Annotated in this window: 17 protein-coding genes; 5 read left to right on the top strand and 12 right to left on the bottom strand. The window is 50.1% G+C overall.

Translation table 11 applies throughout. From position 1 onward, the window contains the following. The first annotated feature begins 194 nt into the window (after positions 1–194). From F452_RS0107215 to F452_RS0107205, 3 genes are read left to right on the top strand one after another with little or no spacing between them, the layout of a single operon-like run. The gene (locus F452_RS0107215) at positions 195–1343 is read left to right on the top strand and encodes an 8-amino-7-oxononanoate synthase (RefSeq protein WP_018965548.1); all 1149 of its coding nucleotides are present in this window, start codon (positions 195–197) and stop codon (positions 1341–1343) included. A gap of 5 nt (positions 1344–1348) precedes the next feature. Beyond that, the gene (locus tag F452_RS0107210; RefSeq protein ID WP_235317553.1) at positions 1349–1762 is read left to right on the top strand and encodes a hypothetical protein; all 414 of its coding nucleotides are present in this window, start codon (positions 1349–1351) and stop codon (positions 1760–1762) included. A gap of 3 nt (positions 1763–1765) precedes the next feature. Beyond that, the gene (locus F452_RS0107205; RefSeq protein ID WP_018965546.1) at positions 1766–2191 is read left to right on the top strand and encodes a hypothetical protein; all 426 of its coding nucleotides are present in this window, start codon (positions 1766–1768) and stop codon (positions 2189–2191) included. A gap of 90 nt (positions 2192–2281) precedes the next feature. Here the strand turns inward: F452_RS0107205 and F452_RS0107200 are convergent, their stop codons facing one another. The 5 genes from F452_RS0107200 to F452_RS0107180 form a co-directional block, all read right to left on the bottom strand. Next, positions 2282–3484, bottom strand: a complete 1203-nt coding sequence (locus F452_RS0107200; RefSeq protein WP_018965545.1) for a tetratricopeptide repeat protein — start codon at positions 3482–3484, stop codon at positions 2282–2284. Positions 3485–3517: 33 nt separating this feature from the next. Continuing rightward, on the bottom strand, positions 3518–6097 hold the full coding sequence (gene gyrA, locus F452_RS0107195; RefSeq protein ID WP_018965544.1) for a DNA gyrase subunit A: 2580 nt from the start codon (positions 6095–6097) through the stop codon (positions 3518–3520). Between the two features lie 184 nt (positions 6098–6281). Next, positions 6282–7208, bottom strand: a complete 927-nt coding sequence (locus F452_RS0107190) for a hypothetical protein (protein WP_018965543.1) — start codon at positions 7206–7208, stop codon at positions 6282–6284. 36 nt (positions 7209–7244) lie between these two features. Then, positions 7245–7955, bottom strand: coding sequence for a DUF3256 family protein (locus tag F452_RS0107185; RefSeq protein ID WP_018965542.1), 711 nt, complete (start codon positions 7953–7955; stop codon positions 7245–7247). A gap of 64 nt (positions 7956–8019) precedes the next feature. Next, positions 8020–8478 (bottom strand): HU family DNA-binding protein, encoded by a 459-nt coding sequence (locus tag F452_RS0107180; protein WP_018965541.1) that lies wholly within the window; start codon positions 8476–8478, stop codon positions 8020–8022. Between the two features lie 345 nt (positions 8479–8823). On the opposite strand from F452_RS0107180, the gene F452_RS0107175 reads away from it, so the two are divergent. Continuing rightward, positions 8824–10035 (top strand): DUF6080 domain-containing protein, encoded by a 1212-nt coding sequence (locus F452_RS0107175; RefSeq protein ID WP_018965540.1) that lies wholly within the window; start codon positions 8824–8826, stop codon positions 10033–10035. A 26-nt stretch (positions 10036–10061) separates the two neighbouring features. On the opposite strand, the gene rodA is transcribed toward F452_RS0107175, so the two are convergent. The 7 genes from rodA to F452_RS0107140 form a co-directional block, all read right to left on the bottom strand. Continuing rightward, positions 10062–11519, bottom strand: a complete 1458-nt coding sequence (gene rodA, locus F452_RS0107170; protein WP_018965539.1) for a rod shape-determining protein RodA — start codon at positions 11517–11519, stop codon at positions 10062–10064. Beyond that, positions 11509–13374, bottom strand: a complete 1866-nt coding sequence (mrdA, locus tag F452_RS0107165; RefSeq protein WP_018965538.1) for a penicillin-binding protein 2 — start codon at positions 13372–13374, stop codon at positions 11509–11511. Before mrdA ends, rodA begins: the two co-directional genes overlap by 11 nt. Continuing rightward, a complete protein-coding gene (gene mreD, locus F452_RS0107160; protein WP_018965537.1) occupies positions 13367–13885 on the bottom strand; it encodes a rod shape-determining protein MreD in 519 nt (172 codons plus the stop codon). Before mreD ends, mrdA begins: the two co-directional genes overlap by 8 nt. Continuing rightward, positions 13885–14772 (bottom strand): rod shape-determining protein MreC, encoded by an 888-nt coding sequence (mreC, locus tag F452_RS0107155; RefSeq protein ID WP_018965536.1) that lies wholly within the window; start codon positions 14770–14772, stop codon positions 13885–13887. Before mreC ends, mreD begins: the two co-directional genes overlap by 1 nt. Positions 14773–14809: 37 nt before the next feature. Further along, the gene (locus tag F452_RS0107150) at positions 14810–15829 is read right to left on the bottom strand and encodes a rod shape-determining protein (protein ID WP_018965535.1); all 1020 of its coding nucleotides are present in this window, start codon (positions 15827–15829) and stop codon (positions 14810–14812) included. A 101-nt stretch (positions 15830–15930) separates the two neighbouring features. Continuing rightward, positions 15931–17448, bottom strand: coding sequence for a bifunctional phosphoribosylaminoimidazolecarboxamide formyltransferase/IMP cyclohydrolase (gene purH, locus F452_RS0107145; protein WP_018965534.1), 1518 nt, complete (start codon positions 17446–17448; stop codon positions 15931–15933). A 374-nt stretch (positions 17449–17822) separates the two neighbouring features. Beyond that, the gene (locus F452_RS0107140; protein ID WP_026292286.1) at positions 17823–19202 is read right to left on the bottom strand and encodes a tryptophanase; all 1380 of its coding nucleotides are present in this window, start codon (positions 19200–19202) and stop codon (positions 17823–17825) included. Positions 19203–20176: 974 nt separating this feature from the next. Here F452_RS0107140 and F452_RS11580 point away from each other — a divergent pair. After that, on the top strand, positions 20177–20535 hold a 359-nt coding region (locus tag F452_RS11580; protein WP_018965531.1), incomplete at its 3' end, for an ISAs1 family transposase.

Genomic DNA, 20535 nt, shown 5'->3' with positions numbered 1-20535 from the left:
GCTCCGAAAGCCTTTAAGGGATTTGCATTAGGAGGATTTATACCTGACAAATCTCCCAATCGCACATAGGCCGCCACATCTTCGTTTGTTTATATTTGCACCTTATTAGTATCCTACCTGATAATCGTTCCGGCACAATCATCAAACATCAAAATGAGAACACAGAACTCGGAACAGACAATCAAAAAACCTGAATGAACGAAAGATATAAGGCAGAACTGCGAGAGCTGGAAAAAAGCGGGAATCTCAGGCAGGTTCGGAATCTGACACACGATGGCAGTTACATCATCGAGGGGGAAAGACGAATGCTCAACCTCTCCTCGAACAATTATCTTGGGCTGACAGCCCGGAAAGATCTCATAGATGAATTTTACACATCTATCTCCGGAGAGGATCGCCTGCCGGGTAGCTGTTCTTCCCGTTTGCTTACGGGCAATAGTGCGGTATATGACAGATTGGAGCTTCAGATAGCACAACGATTCGGACGCGAGTCTTCTCTGATATTCAACAGTGGCTACCACCTTAACACAGGTGTTCTACCCGCCATTGTGGACGGACGCACCTTGATCGTAGCAGACAGATTGGTTCATGCCAGTATCATAGACGGCATCCGACTCTGTGGAACTCCTTTCGAGCGATTTCGGCACAATGATTTGGAGCATTTGGAGCGGATCCTCCACAAGAACAAGGATCTATATAGCCGGATCATCGTAGCAGTGGAAAGCATTTACAGCATGGACGGTGATTTGGCCAATCTTCCTTCCTTGGTTCGTCTCAAAGAGCTGTACCCGACTGTCGAATTATACGTGGACGAAGCTCATGCTATAGGAGTAAGGGGAAAGACCGGTTTAGGCCTGGCAGAAGAGACTGCTACCATCGAGAAAATAGACTATCTGGTGGGTACTTTCGGAAAAGCTTTAGCTTCGATGGGTGCCTATATAGTGTGTGACCATACCGTACGAGAATACCTGATCAATCGAAGTCGTTCGCTTATATTCTCCACAGCTTTACCACCTGCTACGATAGCATGGACTGAACTGGTATTCCGTCGGCTACCTGAGTTTGTGATGGAGAGAAAGCGGCTGGAGGAATCTGCCACGCTTTTGCGTAATGCTATCAAGGCAAAAGGCATAGAAATGCCATCATCGAGCCATATCATTCCCTATATGGTAGGCGAAAATACTCCTTGCATTGCATTAGCCAAACATCTTCAGGACAATGGTTTCTTCGTTCTCCCGATACGACATCCGACCGTACCGCTCCATACGGCTCGCCTGCGCTTCTCACTGACGGCAGCACTCGACACAGCAAGTATTCATAAACTGATTGATATTCTTCCCTGATGAATATGAAAAGATTTCCGCTCTATGGCATAGCAGGGCGCAAAGGATGGGCATATTGGGTGCTCCTGTTCTATGGTTTGCTATTTGTGGCTTCACTCATAGCGTCCTATATCCGCAACGAAGAACCCGTGATACCTGCATTTGCTTTTTACATTCCTGCATTCCTCCTGTGGGCTTGTATGCCGGTGGCAGTAGTCATTGATGAAGAAAACGGGCGACTGCGTTGGATAGTCGGCTTTGGACGAATACTCACCGGAGGAAAACCCCTCACGGAGTATGTCCGAGCCGAATGCGATGACACCCACACACGAAAAGTAAAACTACTCTCCAAGAAAACCCATACTTTTGTCGAGCTTTACCAGCCGGAGGCTTTCTGTGAGGAAATGAACAAGGCCATCGAAAACAATAGACAAGACTGAAAAATGACAAACCGGAAAAAATTCTACGTGCGAGGGTTCTCTGAAAAGCGAGGAGCCAGATTTTGGATCTCGATATTTTACATCGTTGTAACGGTCATTACACTTATCCTGTGGATTTTCTCTCTTGCCAACTTGTCTATTTATTACTTAGGTACATACTTCTTATTATACTCGATCTTTATGGGGTTGCAGCCGGAAGCCTACCTTATCGATGAAGAGACGAAAACCCTGCGCAAGGTGATTGCATACGGATTCTACACGACAAAAGGGCGTCCTCTATCGGATTACTTGAGTGCCGAACTCGGCCGAAACAGTAAGTACAATGTAGAGCTCAAGACTAATACAGGGGTTTCATTCATTGCATTCCAAGAGGCTGATGCTTTTTGCTCCGCTCTCAATACGGCCATTGCTGCTAACGGAAGCAAGTAACTTCCCCCTTCTTCCTCTGAAAGGATATAAAAAAGCCGTGTCCTCAGGTGTGACACGGCTTTTTTATGAGTTTGAAGTTTGAAAGGAGAATTATTTTCCTTCGTGACGCTCTGTCAGCTCTTTGTACTTATCGTTCATCTTCAAGTTGTAGTACACATTACGCAGTACATACCATGATTCGTCCGGATTGATCGAATAAGCCTTTTCCAGTAGAGGTAAGGCCTTCTGTAGATATTCCTTGGCCTTGGCTTCTGTCTCGGCATTTACCTGATCGGCACCCTTCAAATCGGCAGCTCGATTGTAATACACGCGACCCAAATCGTAGCATACGGAAGCATTGTTCGGATCGAGAGCCAAACCTTTCTTCAGCCACTCCTCGGCTTTGTCATAGTCTTGCGTATTCTCATACAACTTGGCCATCACGTCATAAAGCTGTACGTTCTGAGGATCATCTGCGATAGCTCTTTCCAATGAAGAAATAGCCTCTGCCGTACGACCCGTTTCGATGTATTTGTTGATGAGGTTAAGCAGATAATACGCTTCCTTCGGGAACTTCTGTACACCTTCTTCGAGCATGCGGATATAACCCTCTGTATCTTTTTTGTCCTGATATACTGTGGCGATCAGCTGGTATACATCATTCTGACGATAGGGAACATCCTTGATCTTATTGCAGATTTCGAGCGTTTTGTCCAAGTCGTTGGCCTGATAGGCACAGATAGCCGAAAAGAATCCTACCATCATAGAGTTGGAATCCTGTGCAGAGATTTCAGGAACAGCGGCAAACATGGGCAGTTCCTTGATTTGCATGAACTGATCGAAAGCTTCAAGAGCTTTCTTAAAGTCTTTCTTCTCCATGTAATAACCACCGGCATTGATATAGTAGAGATGATTCCCTTTGAGAGATTCCATGATCTTCTTGGTGAACTTGGGCTTTACCTTACCTTTTTCGTCCGGTGTATTGTCCAGCTGATCGGCTTTCAAGTAAAACGGCAAAACGCGCAGCAAAGCATCGTTCATTGCAGCACGATCCGGCTCCTGATTCACAGTTTGCTTGAGATTCTCTGATGTAAAGAGTCTCTCTTCCACCTGACCGGCCACAAACCAAGTCTTGGCATCGTTCATCGTTTCGGGGTTCTTCATAGCTTCACCGATCAGCGTACGAGCTTCGGCAAAGTTCGGTTTGGAACCACCGGAAAGGCTTTCTGCTCCTTTCACATTGGCTTTCTGGGCAAAGGAAACCGGCATAACTGCTGCAAACAGGACAGCTGCCAATAAACTTTTCTTGTTCATACTGATTGTGCGTTAATAGTTAAACGTCTAAAATTATTCTGGTTCGTTAGTATCAGTCATATCACTGACATCACCATTTTCTACAGATGCGGAAGAGTCGTCTTGCGGCAAAACTTCGTGAGTATGGTCGGCATGCTCTTCCGCCTTGTTCTCTTCTTCCTCGGAGACTACACTGCAAACGGAAGCGATCTCGTCTCCACGCTTGGACAGATCGATGAGCTTGACACCTTGTGTAGCTCGGCCGATAATACTCAGATCGGCCACTTTTACCCGAATGGCGACACCGCTCTTATTGATGATCATAAGATCGTTGGCATCGGTAACGGCACGAATATCGACCAACTTTCCGGTCTTTTCGGTGATATTCAGTGTCTTCACCCCTTTACCACCGCGATTGGTAATACGGTAGTCGTCTATATTCGAACGCTTGCCGTATCCCTTCTCGCTTACTACCAAGATGGTTTCTTCTTCCGGATGCTTGATAGAGATCATTCCTACCACTTCGTCCTGACCGTCATCGTCGAGCGTCATTCCCTTCACTCCCATGGCTGTACGACCCGAGGGACGAACCACGGATTCATGGAAACGAATGGCACGTCCACCGCGATTGGCAATAACCATATCGCATTTACCATTGGTCAATCGGACACTTACCAAGCCGTCGTTGTCTCGCAGGTCGATAGCGATCACGCCATTGGCACGTGGACGGGAGAAGGCTTCGAGCAATGTCTTTTTGATGATTCCTTTCTTGGTACAGAAGAGGAGATAGTGACTATTGACAAACTCCTTGTCCGTCGTCAGGTTCTTGATACGGATAAAGGCATTGACCTTATCGTCGGGATCGATATTAAGGAGATTCTGAATAGCTCGTCCTTTGGCATTCTTGGCACCCTCGGGGATCTCATACACCTTCAGCCAATAGCAGCGCCCTTTGGCCGTGAACAGCATAATGGTGGCGTGCATGGAGGCCGAGTAGATATACTCCACGAAATCCTCTTCGCGAGTATCCGATCCCTTGGCTCCGACTCCGCCACGAGCTTGCGTTCTGAATTCGCTCAGAGGGGTACGCTTGATGTAGCCCATGTGCGAAAGGGTGATGATCATATCATCGTCGGCATAGAAATCTTCGGGGTTGAATTCTTCCGAAGCATATATGATCTCGCTCTTGCGAGTATCACCATATTTCTCTTTTATCTCCAACAGTTCGCTTTTGACCAGCTCCATCAGCAATGCTCTATCAGCCAAAAGAGCCTCCAAATGATTGATGGAGGCCATGATCTCTTCGAACTCTGCACGCAGCTTGTCGCGCTCCAGTCCTGTCAGGGCACGCAGGCGCATATCGACGATGGAACGTGCCTGAATATCCGACAAGTTGAAACGCTCTATCAAACGGCTCATTGCCTCTGCAGCATCTTTGGAGGAGCGGATGATAGAGATAACTTCGTCGATATTGTCTACGGCTATAAGCAAGCCTTCGAGGATATGAGCACGCTCCCGTGCCTTACGCAATTCGAAACGACAACGGCGCGTCACTACCTCCTGACGATGATCCACGAACTCTCCAATGAGATCTTTCAGATTGAGGAGGCGGGGACGTCCCTTGACCAATGCGATATTGTTTACGCTGAAAGAGCTTTGCAAGGCCGTCATCTTGTAGAGTTTGTTGAGCACGACCGAAGCATTGGCATCGCGCTTGATCTCTACGACGATCCGCATTCCCTTACGGTTCGACTCGTCCGATATATTGGAAATACCATCCAGACGCTTCTCGTTGATCAGCTGTGCAATGTTGGAGACAAGCTCGGCCTTATTGACCAGATAGGGAATCTCCGTGATGATGATCCGCTCATGGTTATTGTGCTGCTCGATCTCGGCACGACTTCTGATAACGACTCGGCCTCGTCCCGTCTCGAAGGCTTCCTTCACTCCGGAATAACCGTATATGAACCCTCCTGTGGGGAAATCCGGAGCCTTGACATACTGCATCAAGCCCTCCACGTCTATGTCGCCATCCGCTTCTATATACGCCACACATCCGTCAATGGCTTCGGACAAATTGTGGGGAGGCATGTTGGTAGCCATACCGACAGCAATACCGGAAGCCCCGTTGATGAGGAGATTGGGGATGCGTGTGGGCAAAACCGTAGGCTCCTGACGTGTATCATCGAAATTGTTCTGGAAGTCTACCGTTTCCTTATCTATGTCCTGAAGCATCTCACCGGCAATCCGGCTGAGGCGCGACTCGGTATAACGCATGGCAGCAGGCGAATCGCCATCCACCGAACCGAAGTTGCCCTGACCGTCCACCAACGGATAGCGCAGGCTCCACGGCTGTGCCATACGCACCAAGGCCATATAAACGGAAGAGTCGCCATGCGGGTGATAGTGTCCCAGCACTTCGCCGACGGCATTGGCGCATTTGCGAGTGGGATTGGTGTACACATTGCCCGTCTCGTTCATGGCATATAGCACACGGCGATGAACGGGCTTGAATCCGTCGCGGACATCAGGCAAAGCTCTGGAGACGATCACCGACATCGAATAGTCGATGTAGGCGGTCTTCATTTCCTCCTCGATGCTGATGTTAATAATTCTGTCTTCTCGATCAGTCATTTTCTTATATTATGCTATGGTGAAAGTGCCGGGCCGGTCAATTAACCGAAGGCGGATATTTCCACCATTATATTATTCCTGTTTCCTAATTGTTTCCCGTTGGCAAATGGGATACAAGTCCCGTCCAAACAAGGCACTAAATTACTATTTTCGGGCAAAGGGAATACGTTCGCAATCAAAAAACTTACTCGCCCAAGCTGAAGCCTTTGCGTCCGATCAGATGCCCATCGGCAAAGAAATCGACCCGATAAGCTCCGGGCATCAGGGTTTCTCCCACATTCCAGTAGAGGATCACATCGGTCTGCTCTCCGGTGTATTCTATTTGTTTGCGACAGGAGTAGCTGATCTGCTTGCCCTCGAAGGCGAAAACGTCGGCAGAGGATTTTTGGAGCACGTCGTCACTGGGTGTGAGGATACGGGCGTAGATGGCTTTCTCTCCGACGGGAGCCGTAATGTTCTTGGGAATGATGAAGCTCATCTGAATGTTCTTGATCTTCGTCACCTTCTTGGTCGAACGGCCTTTCTTGTCGAGCAGAGCCACCGATATGCCGGTAGCCTCCAGTTTCGATGCCAGCTCCACCTTCCCGGTCAGCTCGGCTTTCTCCACTTTCAGACGACTGGCCTCGCCCACGGCCTCGGAGAGGTTGCGCTTCACCTCCTGATTCTCCGTTCGGAGGCGGGCATTGGCTGCATTGAGGGAGTCGATCTGCACGACATACGACTTCAGTATGGCACGAAGGGTCTTGACCTCTCCTCTCAGCTCGTTTATGCGGCGTGCATTGGTCGTCTTGACGGTTTTCAATTCGTCCTGCAAACGATTGACGCGGGCACGCTCGGCGGAGAGCTGCGCCAGAAGGGAATCGTTGGCCAATTGGATATTCATTTCTCCCGCAGAGCCGGAGAGCTTATTGTACTGCTGCGTATAGTCCTCGGATATACGATCCAGTTCGTCCTGCATGGCCTCCTTTTCGAGCTTGGCAAAGTTCTCACGATCCTGTTCCAGGGCAGCACGTTCGCGAGCCACACGCCAGTTGAAGAAAAACCCCATGGATACAATAAGAACGAGTACGGCAGCCCCCATCAGGACGAGCCTCTTCTTCGATACTTCCATCGTTTCCTTGCTATTACCTTAATAATATGTATTGCTTTATCGAACCTGCCGAACGAATCGTCCGGACTGCCAATGGTAGACTAACGGTTCGGGTGAAAGAAAAATTGCCGCAAGCGGTTTCTCCTCCTCTGCCAAGGTCTCTGTCACGGTCTGACGGACCGACAGGGTGTCCGACTCTTCCGAGAGCGACACCTGCATGTAGGACGGACTGAGACTTGCATGTATGGCCTGATAGGCATACGACTGCCTGTCCGTATCGGGGAGGAAAAAGTCGTCTATCCGAGGTTGCTGCCAGAAGCGGTCGGCCTCGAGCGGCTTCCATTCGGTGGTGTAGAAATCGATCCGGCTATCCGCCACGGGACGCGAGACCGTGGTGACCACGCAGATGACGGAGCTGCTGTCCGAAAAGGGTAGGACGCGCATAAATACTTCTCCGACGGTACTGGTCTGAATCCTGATAAAGTTCCGATTGAGGAAGAACGTAACGGTACCTCCCAGAGAAGACTCCAGAGATGCCGTATGGGTAAAGCCGGTGAGATGGCCTGCCCTCCGGCACAAATCGTTCCGCTCCTCCATGGTTACGATCGGCAGGACGGATTCGGGCATGGCCAAGAAGCAACGCTCCAGTTCGCTCGCCACTATCTCCTGCGACCTTGCAGGCAGCACACTACCGAATATGCATCCCGAAAAAATGGCGAGAGCCAGACTCAGCGACTTGGCTGTCCGACTGATAAATTCCTTCTTCATTATGCTTGCAAAGATAATCGGGCACACAAAAAGCACCAAATAGCACCCGAATCGGCCCCAAGGACTACAAGCCTGCGGAAGCATCGCCCTCGGCGGACTCCGTACCGCCGGTGGTGAGATCTTTCTTCTTGGTCAGATAGGGATTGTCCACTGCTATCCTGATCGAAGAGGAAGCTTCGCGCAGATGCCTGTTCTGTATGAACTGGATCTTCGCACCCTTGATCGTCGTGGCATTGACATCCTCGGGATGCTCCATAAACCGCCCGGGGGCATAAAGCCGAAACGTCCCGATCTGTCCGAGCCTGACGGTATTGCCTTCGGCCAACTCGCGCCTGAGGTAATAGGCCAGTCGGTCCACGGCATTGCGCACATCGCCGGTCGTGAGCGAACTCATCTCGGCAACGTCCCGAATTACCTCTTCAAAGTCGATTACCTTCGATTTCTGAGCTTCGGCATAATACATCGTTTTGCCTGCATGCTTGCCGACTTTCATTCGGCGTTCCTTCACTGTGTACTGTATCATTTGTTCTGTCTTACTTCCGTGAAAACTTCCTAAGAGCCTCCCGACCGGCTCATCAGGCTCCAAATATAGGCATTATAAATAGGATCTTCCATAAAAGAATAGTATCCCCTCATATGAGACCATAGTATCCTCTTATAGGAGACCATAGTATCCTCTCACATGAGACTATAGTATCCTCTCATATGAGACCATAGTATCCTCTCGTATGAGACCATAGTATCCTCTCATATGAGATCATAGTATCCTCTCATAGGAGACCATAGTATTCTCTCGTATGAGACCATAGTATCCTCTTATCATTATATAATATCTACATTTGCAACACAAAGTATTGAAACGCCTGAAATGATACGAAAGGGAGCTATCGGAAGATTGTTCGGTCGGTACCGAGAGGAAGCCATTCTATGCTGCATACTCAGCCTGCTCTACGGAGCACTGACAACGTACATAGCATCTACCGGACTGCTGACGCCGCACGACGGACTCATCGGAGCCTATCTGGGCTATGACAACTACTATCGCTTCGAAACGGCAGGAGGTGTCTTCGACGTAAGCCATCCCTTCCTGAACCTCTTCTATGCCCTCAATCGGTTCGGATTCGTCACGATCGGAGGAGAGAGCTTCGCCCTCGGCATTTGTCTGGCCTTGATGACGTTGTGCACGGCAGCAGGCGTAACGGCCACCTACGCCTATCTCCGCCGTGTGGCGGATCAGGGACGAACGAGGAGCCTGCTCGTCACCCTCCTCTTGGCCGGTAGCTTCACAGCCCTTACCCTGCCATTCACCATCGAGAGCTATCCGATCTCGTTCTTCCTCCTTCCCCTTTCCATCACCGTACTGTCAGTTCGGTACAAGATGCGTGGGAGCTTCGGCGGAGGCACCATTCGTTGGTTTGCCTTTCTACTGGGAGGAATCACCCTGACCAACGTGGCCAAACCGGCCTTGGCTTTCCTTTTGGAAAAAGGGACGATAGGCTCGCGAATCAGGAAAGGAGCTGCCTTGGCAGGAGCATTCTCGCTCTGCGTCCTGCTGGTCGGCCTGCTCTTCACCTATCGGGCGGCCCAACAGGGACAACCCGAGAACGATCCGCGCGCGCTGGCCATCCGCATGTTCGACTTTCGGCAGGGAGCCGATGAATCGGTAGCCGAATACTTCGGCCATCCGCTCCTGGTCAGCGATCTGGCCCCGGCACGCCGATACGAAGAGACCACCCTGCGCCCTACACCCTATCGCCGGCCTTGGTCCTATATCGTGCCGCTGCTTTTCCTCACGACGGTTGTCGCCACCCCCCTGCTGAAGCGGAGGGAAAAGCTCGTTTGGCTGCTGCTCCTGTATCTATCGGTGGATGTAGGGGTCAATGTGATCGGAGGATATGGGATGAACGAAGCGGTGATATTCGGAGGACATTGGGTCTTTCTCTGGCCTATGCTGTTGGGATGGATTTACCGGTCGATCCCTCGGAAAGCCTGCCGCCCGATGGATATGGCGGTCTTCCTGCTTGCGGCCGTGCAGACATTACACAACCTCTCGGTCATTCTGCTGCGCCTGCATCTCTGACGGCGACCGAAGAGGTTAGGCTCCTCCTACCGGCAGTCCCGGTCGGCATCGAGCCGGAGAAAGATGAAGATCAGCAGGGTAAAGCCCCAAAGAGAAGACCCCCCATAGCTGAAAAAGGGAAGGGGAATACCGATAACGGGCACGAGGCCGATCACCATCCCGACATTGATAGAGAGGTGGAAGAGCAATATGGCCGCCACACTATGGCCATAGACTCGCGAGAAGACTTTGGTCTGACGCTCCGCCAGTACAACGATCCGTATGATCAGCGTGGCATAGCCGATCAGCAGCAACACGGATCCTAAGAAGCCCTGCTCCTCGCCCACGGTACAAAAGATAAAGTCGGTATCCTGCTCGGGCACATATTTCAGTTTGGTCTGCGTCCCTTTCAGGAACCCCTTGCCCATAAATCCGCCCGAGCCGATGGCGATCTTGGACTGGTCTACATTGTATCCTCCTCCCCGCAAATCGTCCTCTATTCCCAAGGCAACCCTGATACGCATCTGCTGGTGGGGCTGCATCACTTTGTTGAACACATAGTCCACCGAATAGAAGTAGCCCACCGAACCCAGGGCGAAAACGGCTATCAGCGCATACGACAGCACATACCGCTTGATGGCCATTGCCAAAGCCCATACGACCAATGCAGCCAAAAGGCCGTATGCCACGAGGACAAAATCCACCGACACGAAGTACGACAGCACTATGGCTACGACATAGGTGGCAGCAGTAAGCCCTGCCGCCACGGCATAGAAGCGTCCTCGCTCCTTGGTATAGATCCGCACGAGGAAGACTCCTATCACAAAAGCCATCGAGACCACAGACCATTCGGCGGCATCCGTATGTCCCCACCACACATCGCCCTGCAGCTTCAAAGCCGTGACGAAAAAGAGGACGGCACAGAAGGCAATACCGATGAATACGCCGGACATTCCCTCACGATAGAGGGCAAGGAAAAAAGCTATGTAGACGAGGGCAGACCCCGTTTCGTTCTGCATCAGGATAAGCAGTACGGGGATGAGGATAATGGCAAAAGTGTAGGCATAGGCTTTCATCCCTCGCAGGACGAAGTCGTTCTGATTCAGCTTCCACGCCAGGAAGAGGGCTGTGGTCACCTTGGCAAATTCGGCCGGTTGGAGTCGCAACGGCCCTATCACCAGCCACGAATGCGAGCCTTTTATATCCGGTGCTATCAGTATGGTCAGAGCTAAAAGCCCCAGCATAGCGGCATAGAAGACGGGAGCCAGCGACTCGAAAATATCCGTCTCCATGAGCAGAACCATAAAGCCTATGACCACCGCAAGACCGATCCATAGGAGCTGCATCATCGGACGACCGCCCATGGCGAAAAGATGGGATATGTCGAAGTCGTAGCTGGCTCCGCAGACGGCAAACCAACCGGCCACGACGAGCAGCAGATACAGAATGATGGTAAACCAATCGATCCGTTCCTTATAATTGCCTCGGTCTCTCTTAAAAGACATTGCTGTAGTGAATTGCAGTGTTGGACATCTTCGTGGCTACAGCTTCGCCCTCCGGAGACAGATTGCCCTCGCGGAGATAATACTCCATCATTACCCGTCCAATGGGAACTCCGTACATGGCCCCGAAGCCGCCGTTCTCTACATAGACGGATACGACCACCTTCGGATTATTGCGAGGGGCAAAGCCAAGGAAAGCCGAATGGTCTTTACCATGAGGATTCTCGGCCGTACCCGTCTTGCCGCATACCTCTATTTCCCCTGGGGCGAAGTTGGCCGCATGGCAGGTTCCGCCCGTTACGGCTCTTGCCATTCCCTCTACTATATACTCCATATTCGCCGCACTGATGCCGCTGTTCTGCCAGTTCGTATAAGCCGTATCGAGAGGGATCCCCTGAATGGCTTTCACCACATGCGGACGGCGATAGCGTCCTCTGTTGGCAATGATGGCACCCAGATTGGCTATTTGGAGCGGAGTGGCCAAGATTTCACCCTGACCGATCGAGATGGAAATAATGGTGGAGGAATTCCATCGCCCCCTATAAGCCTTGTCGTACACCTTGCTGTTGGGGATATAGCCTCGCCTCTCCCCGGGCAGATCCAGTCCAAGCCTGTAGCCGAACCCCAGTCCGACGATTCTGTTCTTCCAATGCTCGAATGCCTCCTGAACGGAAGGATAGAATCGCCTGCTGTCCAGCATGGCACGAAGCCCCCAGCAGAAGAAAGCATTGCAGCTGGTAGCCAGTGCCGGCACCAGACTGAGTGGAGAGCCGTGGCTATGACAGGCCGGCCTGTTGTTCAAGGGAGGGAAGCCATGATAACAGCTAAAGGCATCCGTAGGCCTGATCACCCCTTCCTGCAGGAAGATAGCCCCTTGTGCCGGCTTGAAGGTGGATCCCGGGGGATAGGTGGCCTGAATGGCTCGGGCATACAGGGGCTTGTTCCGGTCATGCTCCATCTCCAAATGATTTTTCCCCCTGTCCTTACCGGCAAGAAGCGAGGGGTCGTAAGAGGGTGAAGAGACGAGACAGAGTACTTCCCCCGTCTCCGGCTCGATCATCACTATAGCCCCACGTTTCCCCTGCATCAGCTGTTCGCCCAGCGTCTGTAGCTTGCTGTCGATCGAGAGGGTCAGATCGCGCCCGGGGATGGCCGGCGAATCGTATTTGCCATCGGAATAGTGTCCTTTGATACGACCGCGAGCATCACGAAGCAGGACTTCTATCCCTTTTTCTCCTCGGAGCGTTTTCTCGTACTGACGCTCCACACCGCTTCTGCCCACATAGTCGCCGGCAATAAGCGAGCTGTCGCGCTCCAAGTCCCGCGTGTTCGCTTCGGATAGATAGCCCAGCACATGTGCGGCTCCATGATACTTATATTGACGGATGGCACGGGGACGAATGGAAAAGCCCGGGAATTTGAACAACTGCTCCTGAAAACGTCCTGCTTCGCGAGGGTTCAGTTGAGCCAGCAGGAGTTGGGGCACATAAGGCGAGTAGCCGGGATTGATACGACGATCCCTTATGTCCTGAAAACGCTTGTGCACATACTCCGGCTCCACATTCAAGGTCTGACACAGAGCAAGGGTATCGAATTCGCCCACCTCTTTCGTCACGGCTACGAGGTCGTAGGCCGGTTCGTTATACACGAGCAGCTCTCCGTTGCGGTCGTATATCACCCCTCGCGAAGGATATACAGGCTTCTGATAGAAAGCATTGCTATCCGCGCGAGCCTTATAGTTCGGACTCAGGATCTGCAGATAGAACAGGCGTATCGCATAAATGAACACCACACAGATCGTGGTTATCACCAGTAGGAAACGATGTTTTTCGTTGGGATCTTTCCGCCGTTTACTCATTTTCTGGCATTTTGAGTCTCTTGCCAAAAAGCGAATTCATAATAAGCAATAGCAAATAAGTGAGCAGGATGCTTGCCCCTGTACGAAGCAGCATATACGGCACACTCAGCAGGCTCCACGAATCCAGAATGAAAAGGAGCAGATGATGTATGACGGTAAGCTCCAGCACGAACACATATACACCGACTTTCAGATTCCGTGCCGACGGTGGATACCCCAAGTCCGAATCCTTGTCCAAGAAAGGACGTGCCAGTCCGTTGCGGGCGAAAGCCGTAGCCGTCAATGATGCGGCATGCAGCCCGGGTACTCCGCTAAGAATATCAAGGAGCATACCTATTATGAATGCTCGCCACAGAAGAGCGGAAACCGACATGTTCAGCGGCAGCAGCATCAGAGCATATATATAGACGAAAGGGGTGGCTACTTTGAACAGAAATATGTAGTTGAACACCCATACCTGTAGCAGAACGAGCAGCACGGCTGCCGAGAAAAACCTTATCTCACGAATCATCAGTAAGCCTCCGTTTTGGGTATGTCGTTTTCCTCCTCCAGTTTCTGTCTCTCTATGTCGATCTTATTCAGGATCACATACACATCCGTCAGCCTGCCGAAGTCGGCAGACAGGATCACCGGCACGGCACTGAACGAGTTCCTCTCGGCCAAAGGCGTATCCTTGCCCTTTATCTTGCCTACACGCCCGACCATCAGGTTGGCAGGGAAGATGGACGAATACCCGCTCGTTACTACCGTATCGCCCTGTGCTAGCTGCACATGACGGGGCAGATCAGTCAGCTGGGCTACATTGCTCCCGGGCTTCTCCCATAAAATGGAACCTACGTATTCGCTTCCCTTGAGTCGGCAACTGAGTTTGAACTTCGGGTTGATGATCGGGATCACAATAGCATAATGGTCTGAAGCAGCCGTTACGGCACCGACTACCCCCGTAGCTGACACGACCCCCATCTCCGGCAGTACACCATCGGCTCGTCCCTTATCTATCGTCATGAAATTCTCCACCCTGTTATAGGAGGCATTGACCACCTGTGCTCTCAGGTAGTCCATCTCCACCGGTTGGGGATTGAGGGAATCCGGCCGAAAAAGCAGGGGGTGTGCAGAATCGGCTATCGCAGCATCAACGGCTCTCTTGAGCGAAATATACTCCAACTCCAATCGTGCATTGGCATCGAGAAGCATGCGGTTTTTCTCGCGCAGATTCATATAACTGCGCACTTCGCCCGTCAGGCTATTGATACGCCCCGTCAGGGCATTGGCTATCGCCATTCCTTGTGCCCGATGGTAGATGCTGTCGTTAAAGAGTACGACAAAGGCTACTGTCTCCAGAAAAAGAAACAGTAGCCAATGCCGATGACGTACTATAAACTCAATGAGCTTACGCATGTTAGAGCATGCAGGAAGAAGGTTTTTCGGATTATCTCTATCGGATCAGGAAATTGAATGTGTCCACATATTTGAGTGCAATCCCCGTACCCTTGGCTACGGCCAACAGAGGTTCATCGGCTACCTGGAAAGTGATACCGAAACGATCGGTCAGACGCTTATCCAAGCCGCGCAGCATAGCTCCTCCACCGGTCAGGAATACACCGTTCCTCACGATGTCGGCATAGAGTTCGGGAGGAGTTTCCTCCAATGCTTTGAGGATGGCAGCTTCGATCTTCACGATGGACTTCTCCAGACAGTGTGCCACCTCCTTATAACTTACGGGTATCTTCCGCGGCAGGGTATCCATCTGGTCGGCACCGCAGACGAGGTAGGTCTCAGGCGGTGAAGCCAAGTCTTCCGAAGCAGCACCTACATTGATTTTGATCTGCTCGGCTGTACGCTCCCCGATCTTTACATTGTGTTCGCGGCGCATATAGTCCATAATATCATTGGTCAGTTCATCACCGGCTACACGGATGGACTGGTCCATGACGATACCGCCGAGTGAAATGACGGCGATCTCTGTGGTACCACCACCTATATCTACGATCATATTCCCCTCCGGAGCCAGCACATCGATACCGATACCAACGGCAGCAGCCATAGGTTCATATATCATATATACGTCACGCCCACCTGCATGTTCGCTGGAGTCGCGCACGGCACGCATCTCGACTTCCGTACTGCCCGAAGGGATGCCGATCACCATGCGGAGCGATGGATGGATCCAACGATGCTTCTTACCGATCATACGGATCATACCGCTTATCATCTGCTCGGCAGCTTTGAAGTCGGCTATCACACCGTCTCGCAAAGGGCGTACCGTCCTGATATGCTGGTGTCCTTTCTCGTACATCTCACGAGCAGCTGTCCCTACCGCTATCACTTCATCTGTGCGGCGATCGAATGCTACCACGGAAGGCTCATCCAAGACGACCTTACCATCTTTGATTATTATCGTATTAGCCGTACCTAAGTCAATGGCCAATTCCTGTCGAAAAGAAAATAATCCCATCTTGTTCTGTATCTGTAGAAAAGTATTTCCTGTGCTGGTGACGGTACGGGAGTGCTATATCCGACCATTCTTTTGCTACAGGCCTATTTTCTATGTTTTTGTTAATGTTTGAAATGTCTTACTCCCGTCATCACCATGGCAATGCCCCTCTTGGTAGCCTCTTCGATGCTCAGGTTGTCCTTGATGGAACCTCCGGGCTGGATGATAGCGCGAATACCTGCTTCGGCAGCTATCTCCACACAGTCGGCAAAGGGGAAGAAAGCATCGCTGGCCATGACAGCCCCATTCAGGTCGAAGCCGAAGCTCCGCGCTTTCTCTATGGCCTGTCGTAGAGCATCGACTCTGGAAGTTTGCCCCACTCCACTGGCACAAAGTTGGCTATCCTTTACCAAAGTAATAGCATTGCTCTTGCTATGCTTTACCACCTTATTGGCAAAGATGAGGTCGTCCGTTTCGTCTGCCGTAGGCACCACCGGTGTTACAGGCTTAAAGTCCGTAGCCTTCGCTGTCACACTATCCGTCTGCTGCATGAGCACACCGCCAAACATGGAACGGAACTGCCACTGCTCACGTACAGGTTCTTTCTGTAAGAGGATGATCCTGTTCGTCTTTCGTGTCAGATATTCCATGGCGGCATTGTCATAATCGGGAGCAATGATCACCTCGAAGAAAATCTTGTCGATCTCTTGAGCCGTTTCCTTATCAATAGGAGTATTCGTCACCAGTATGCCGCCAAAAGCCGATACGGGGTCACCTGCCAGAGCAGCCTGCCATGCTTCGATCAGCGTACCGCGCGAAGCTATGCCGCAGGCATTCGTATGCTTGAGGATTGCAAAGGTGGGGGCGGAAAACTCACTGATAAGCGATACCGCAGCTTCGATGTCCTGCAAATTATTGTAGGAGATTTCTTTCCCTTGGAGCTTATCGAAATAGAGGTCGAAGTTGCCGAAAAAGAATCCTCGCTGATGAGGATTCTCCCCATAGCGAAGCACTTTCGGGCTATCTGCCGACATACGAAAAGCCGTGTGCTCTCCATCATCGAAGTAACGGAAGATAGCACTGTCGTATGCCGAACTCACTGCAAAAGCCTCACGGGCATAGTGCCTGCGCTCGGCTATGGTAGTTTTGGCTCCCCGTTCTTTCAGCAGTCTGTAAAATCCGCCATACTGAGCCCGTGACGAGATGATAACGACATCTTCGAAGTTCTTGGCTGCTCCTCGAATGAGAGAGATACCGCCTATATCTATCTTCTCTATGATATCTGCTTCCGATGCTCCCGATGCCACGGTGGCCTCGAATGGATATAGATCCACAATCACCAGGTCGATAAGGGACAATCCGTATTCTCCTACTTCGCGCACATCGGTTTCATGACCACGACGTGCCAAAATACTGCCAAAAATCATCGGATGCAATGTCTTCACCCGTCCACCAAGCATCGAAGGATAGTGCGTCAGGTCATCTACAGCCCGACACGGATAACCGAGTGAAGTGATAAATTCATGAGTGCCTCCTGTGGATACGAACTCCACTCCTTGTCTGTTCAATTCGGCCAATATTTCGGCCAAACCTTCTTTATGATAGACCGATATGAGAGCTCTACGGATAATCTTTTCCATTACACGCGATTTGCTGCTTGTATTACTACGTAGTTAAATAGGAATGGTTACAAAGGTAGTGGTTTTTCCGACAGATAGTTGCGCATTGTTTCTCGGATACCAACAGAATAACTTTACCGTTACACATGCAGATTCTTAGGTCAATAAAATTATTTTCCTCGATAGCTGCATGAGCGATTTAGAAACAAAAGGCATCTTGTTTGCTTGCAGTTTTACAAAAATGGCAATTTAATTTTCCATTGATTGCATTTCAATCAGCTAAAGCATAAGCGTTTACTTCTCTTTTTTATCCACAAAAAAGAAAGTTGCTTCCACCGATCTTTCGACGTGGAAACAACTTTCTTTATAGTTTTTTTGCGGAGGTTCCTTACCGCTTACTTGGCTTTTTCCAGCTCAACGGTGAAGTGACGCATGATCGGATTTTCATACGTAATCACATAGCCGCGTGTAATGCTCTCGCGACGGTCGTACACATTCTTTACCGCAGCAGCGATAACGTCCATGTGGTTGTTCGTGTAGGTACGACGCGGAATAGCCAGACGCAGGAGTTCGAGACGCGGATAGCGGTTCTCCTTTGTCACAGGATCACGGTCTGCAAGGATAGAACCGATCTCAACCCCACGAATACCGGCCTCCAGATACAGCTCAATACCCAGAGTCTGAGCGATGAACTCTTCTTTCGGCACATTCGTAAGGATCTTCTTAGCATCGAGGAAAATGGCATGGCCACCGGCAGGACGCTGATAGGGAATACCATATTCATCCAACTTTTTGCCCAGATATTCCACCTGTTTGATACGGGTCTCAAGCGTATCGAAATCGGTACCTTCGTCCAGACCTTGTGCCAGAGCATTCATATCACGACCGCTCATACCACCGTAAGTGATAAAGCCTTCGTTCATGATACAGAACATCTGGCAACGCTTGAAGAGCTCTTCATCCTTGAATGCCACGAAACCACCCATATTCACGATAGCGTCTTTCTTGCTGGACATGGTCATCATATCGGCATACGAGTAGATTTCCTTCACGATCTCCTTGATACTCTTATTTTCATAACCGGCTTCGCGAGTCTTGATGAAGTAGGCGTTTTCAGCAAAGCGTGCAGAGTCGATCAGCAAACGGAGACCATAGCGGTGCGTCAGCTCGCTTACTTCGCGGATATTCTTCATAGAAACGGGCTGTCCTCCGGCTGTGTTGTTCGTAATCGTAAGCACTACGCAGGGGATCTTTTCCTTAGGAGTCTCTTTCAGTATTTTCTCTAACTTGTTCAGATCCATATTGCCCTTGAAGGGAAGTTCGATCTGCGTATCGGCAGCCTCGTCGATGGTGCAGTCAGGGGCAAAAGCGCGACGGTATTCGATATGCCCTTTAGTCGTGTCGAAGTGAGAGTTGCCGGGCAGTACATCACCTTCTTTTACGATGGTGGAGAAAAGCACATTTTCGGCAGCACGACCTTGGTGCGTGGGGAGAAAGTAGTTAAAGCCCAGAATGTCGTGAATGGCATTCTTCATATTATAGTATGAACGTGCACCGGCATAACTCTCATCCCCGAGCATCATAGCAGACCATTGGCGGTCGCTCATAGCACCTGTACCTGAGTCGGTAAGCAAATCGATAAACACATAGTCGCTCTTGAGCAGGAAGAGATTGTAATGAGCGTCCTTGATCCATTGTTCACGCTCTTCACGCGTACTCTTACGGATAGGCTCTACCATTTTAATGCGGTAGGATTCTGAAAAAGGTAATTCCATAGGATTGTAACTGTGATTTTGAAGTTAGTTTTTCCTGTTATGTTCTAATGGGCGGCAAGTTAGTCATTTTTTACCGGAGAGGCATCTTTTTCGGAGAATTGCTCTGAGGGTGTGATACATGACAATCGGCTGAATACTTGAAAAGTATGATGGATAAGAACGAAAAACGCTCCATAACGTGAATGCGGAGTATGATGAAAAGAGATTCATGCCACGGGAAAATACGCACCCAAAAAAGTTTTCAACAACGAAGCGGAGTTTGGAATGATTCTAAATAAGCAGCAAAAAAAGAAAGAGAAACGTAGTAATAAAGACCGGAAAACGGACTTTCACAGGTCGATTTTCGATTTTGATGTGTTCGCATAACGATTTATATATAAAGCATTTTCAATGTATATACAGATCGTTTTCGATTTATATATAAAACGATTTCAATAAATATATAGATCGTAAATGATTTATATATAAATCGCAGACTGAAAAAGGCCGATTCGGGAGGTGATAAAACAAAGGCACCCACCGAGTTTAACAGCAAACTCAGTAGGTGCCCGGTCTCTTGCGAGGATTACCGAAAAGGTATTTCGCCCCTACGCAAAGTAGAATATATGCTCTTTATTTTCTATGGCGTTGATGGGATATAGACAAAGAGGGTGCGACTGTAGCAGCCGTATCGGCAGATGAAAGGGATGCGAGAACTCGGTGTACATGTCGGGCAGCAATTAGCAGTTTATCCAATGTATTCGTATTAAGCGGGTAAAGACAGTCGGGAAATGCATTCGGCTTTCTGCCCTGAGCTTTACCGGTGGCAAATATAACAAGATCATTCATTCTCAGGGAATCGAAATTGCTCATGAGCGTTCCACTCTGAGATATAGGGCACCCGCATCAAAATAGAGCTATCTTCGGGTTATGGATGTACAAGGCTATTTTTCTAAGTTTCTTGCATCCGCGGTTGTCGCCCCCGGCTCGAGGTTATGGATGTACAAGATTATTTTTCTAAGGTGGAAGATCCACGTGTAGTGGGTCGTTGCAAGCATAAGTTAAGCGATATTCTGGTTATAGCACTGGCGAGTTATCTGTGTGGAGGCGAGGATTATGAGTCCATGCATGAACTTTGCTTAGAGCGAGGAGCATCTCTTCGCCCACCGGTTGAGTTGCCGAATGGTTGTCCGAGCGTAGACACCTTTGAAAGAGTGCTCCAACGTATTGAGCCTCAGTCTCTCTATGCTTGTCTTCAAGTTTATGGGAAAGAACTCATTAGCGACTTAGATGGTAAACATATCGCCATTGACGGCAAACGCCTCAGAGGCTCGAAGAAGAAAACCGGCAGTAC

It is taken from the genome of Porphyromonas gulae DSM 15663 (genome assembly GCF_000378065.1).
GTDB lineage: Bacteria > Bacteroidota > Bacteroidia > Bacteroidales > Porphyromonadaceae > Porphyromonas > Porphyromonas gulae.
The sequence above is the reverse complement of the archived record's forward strand: the minus strand, read 5'-3'. Positions and strand labels throughout refer to the sequence as shown.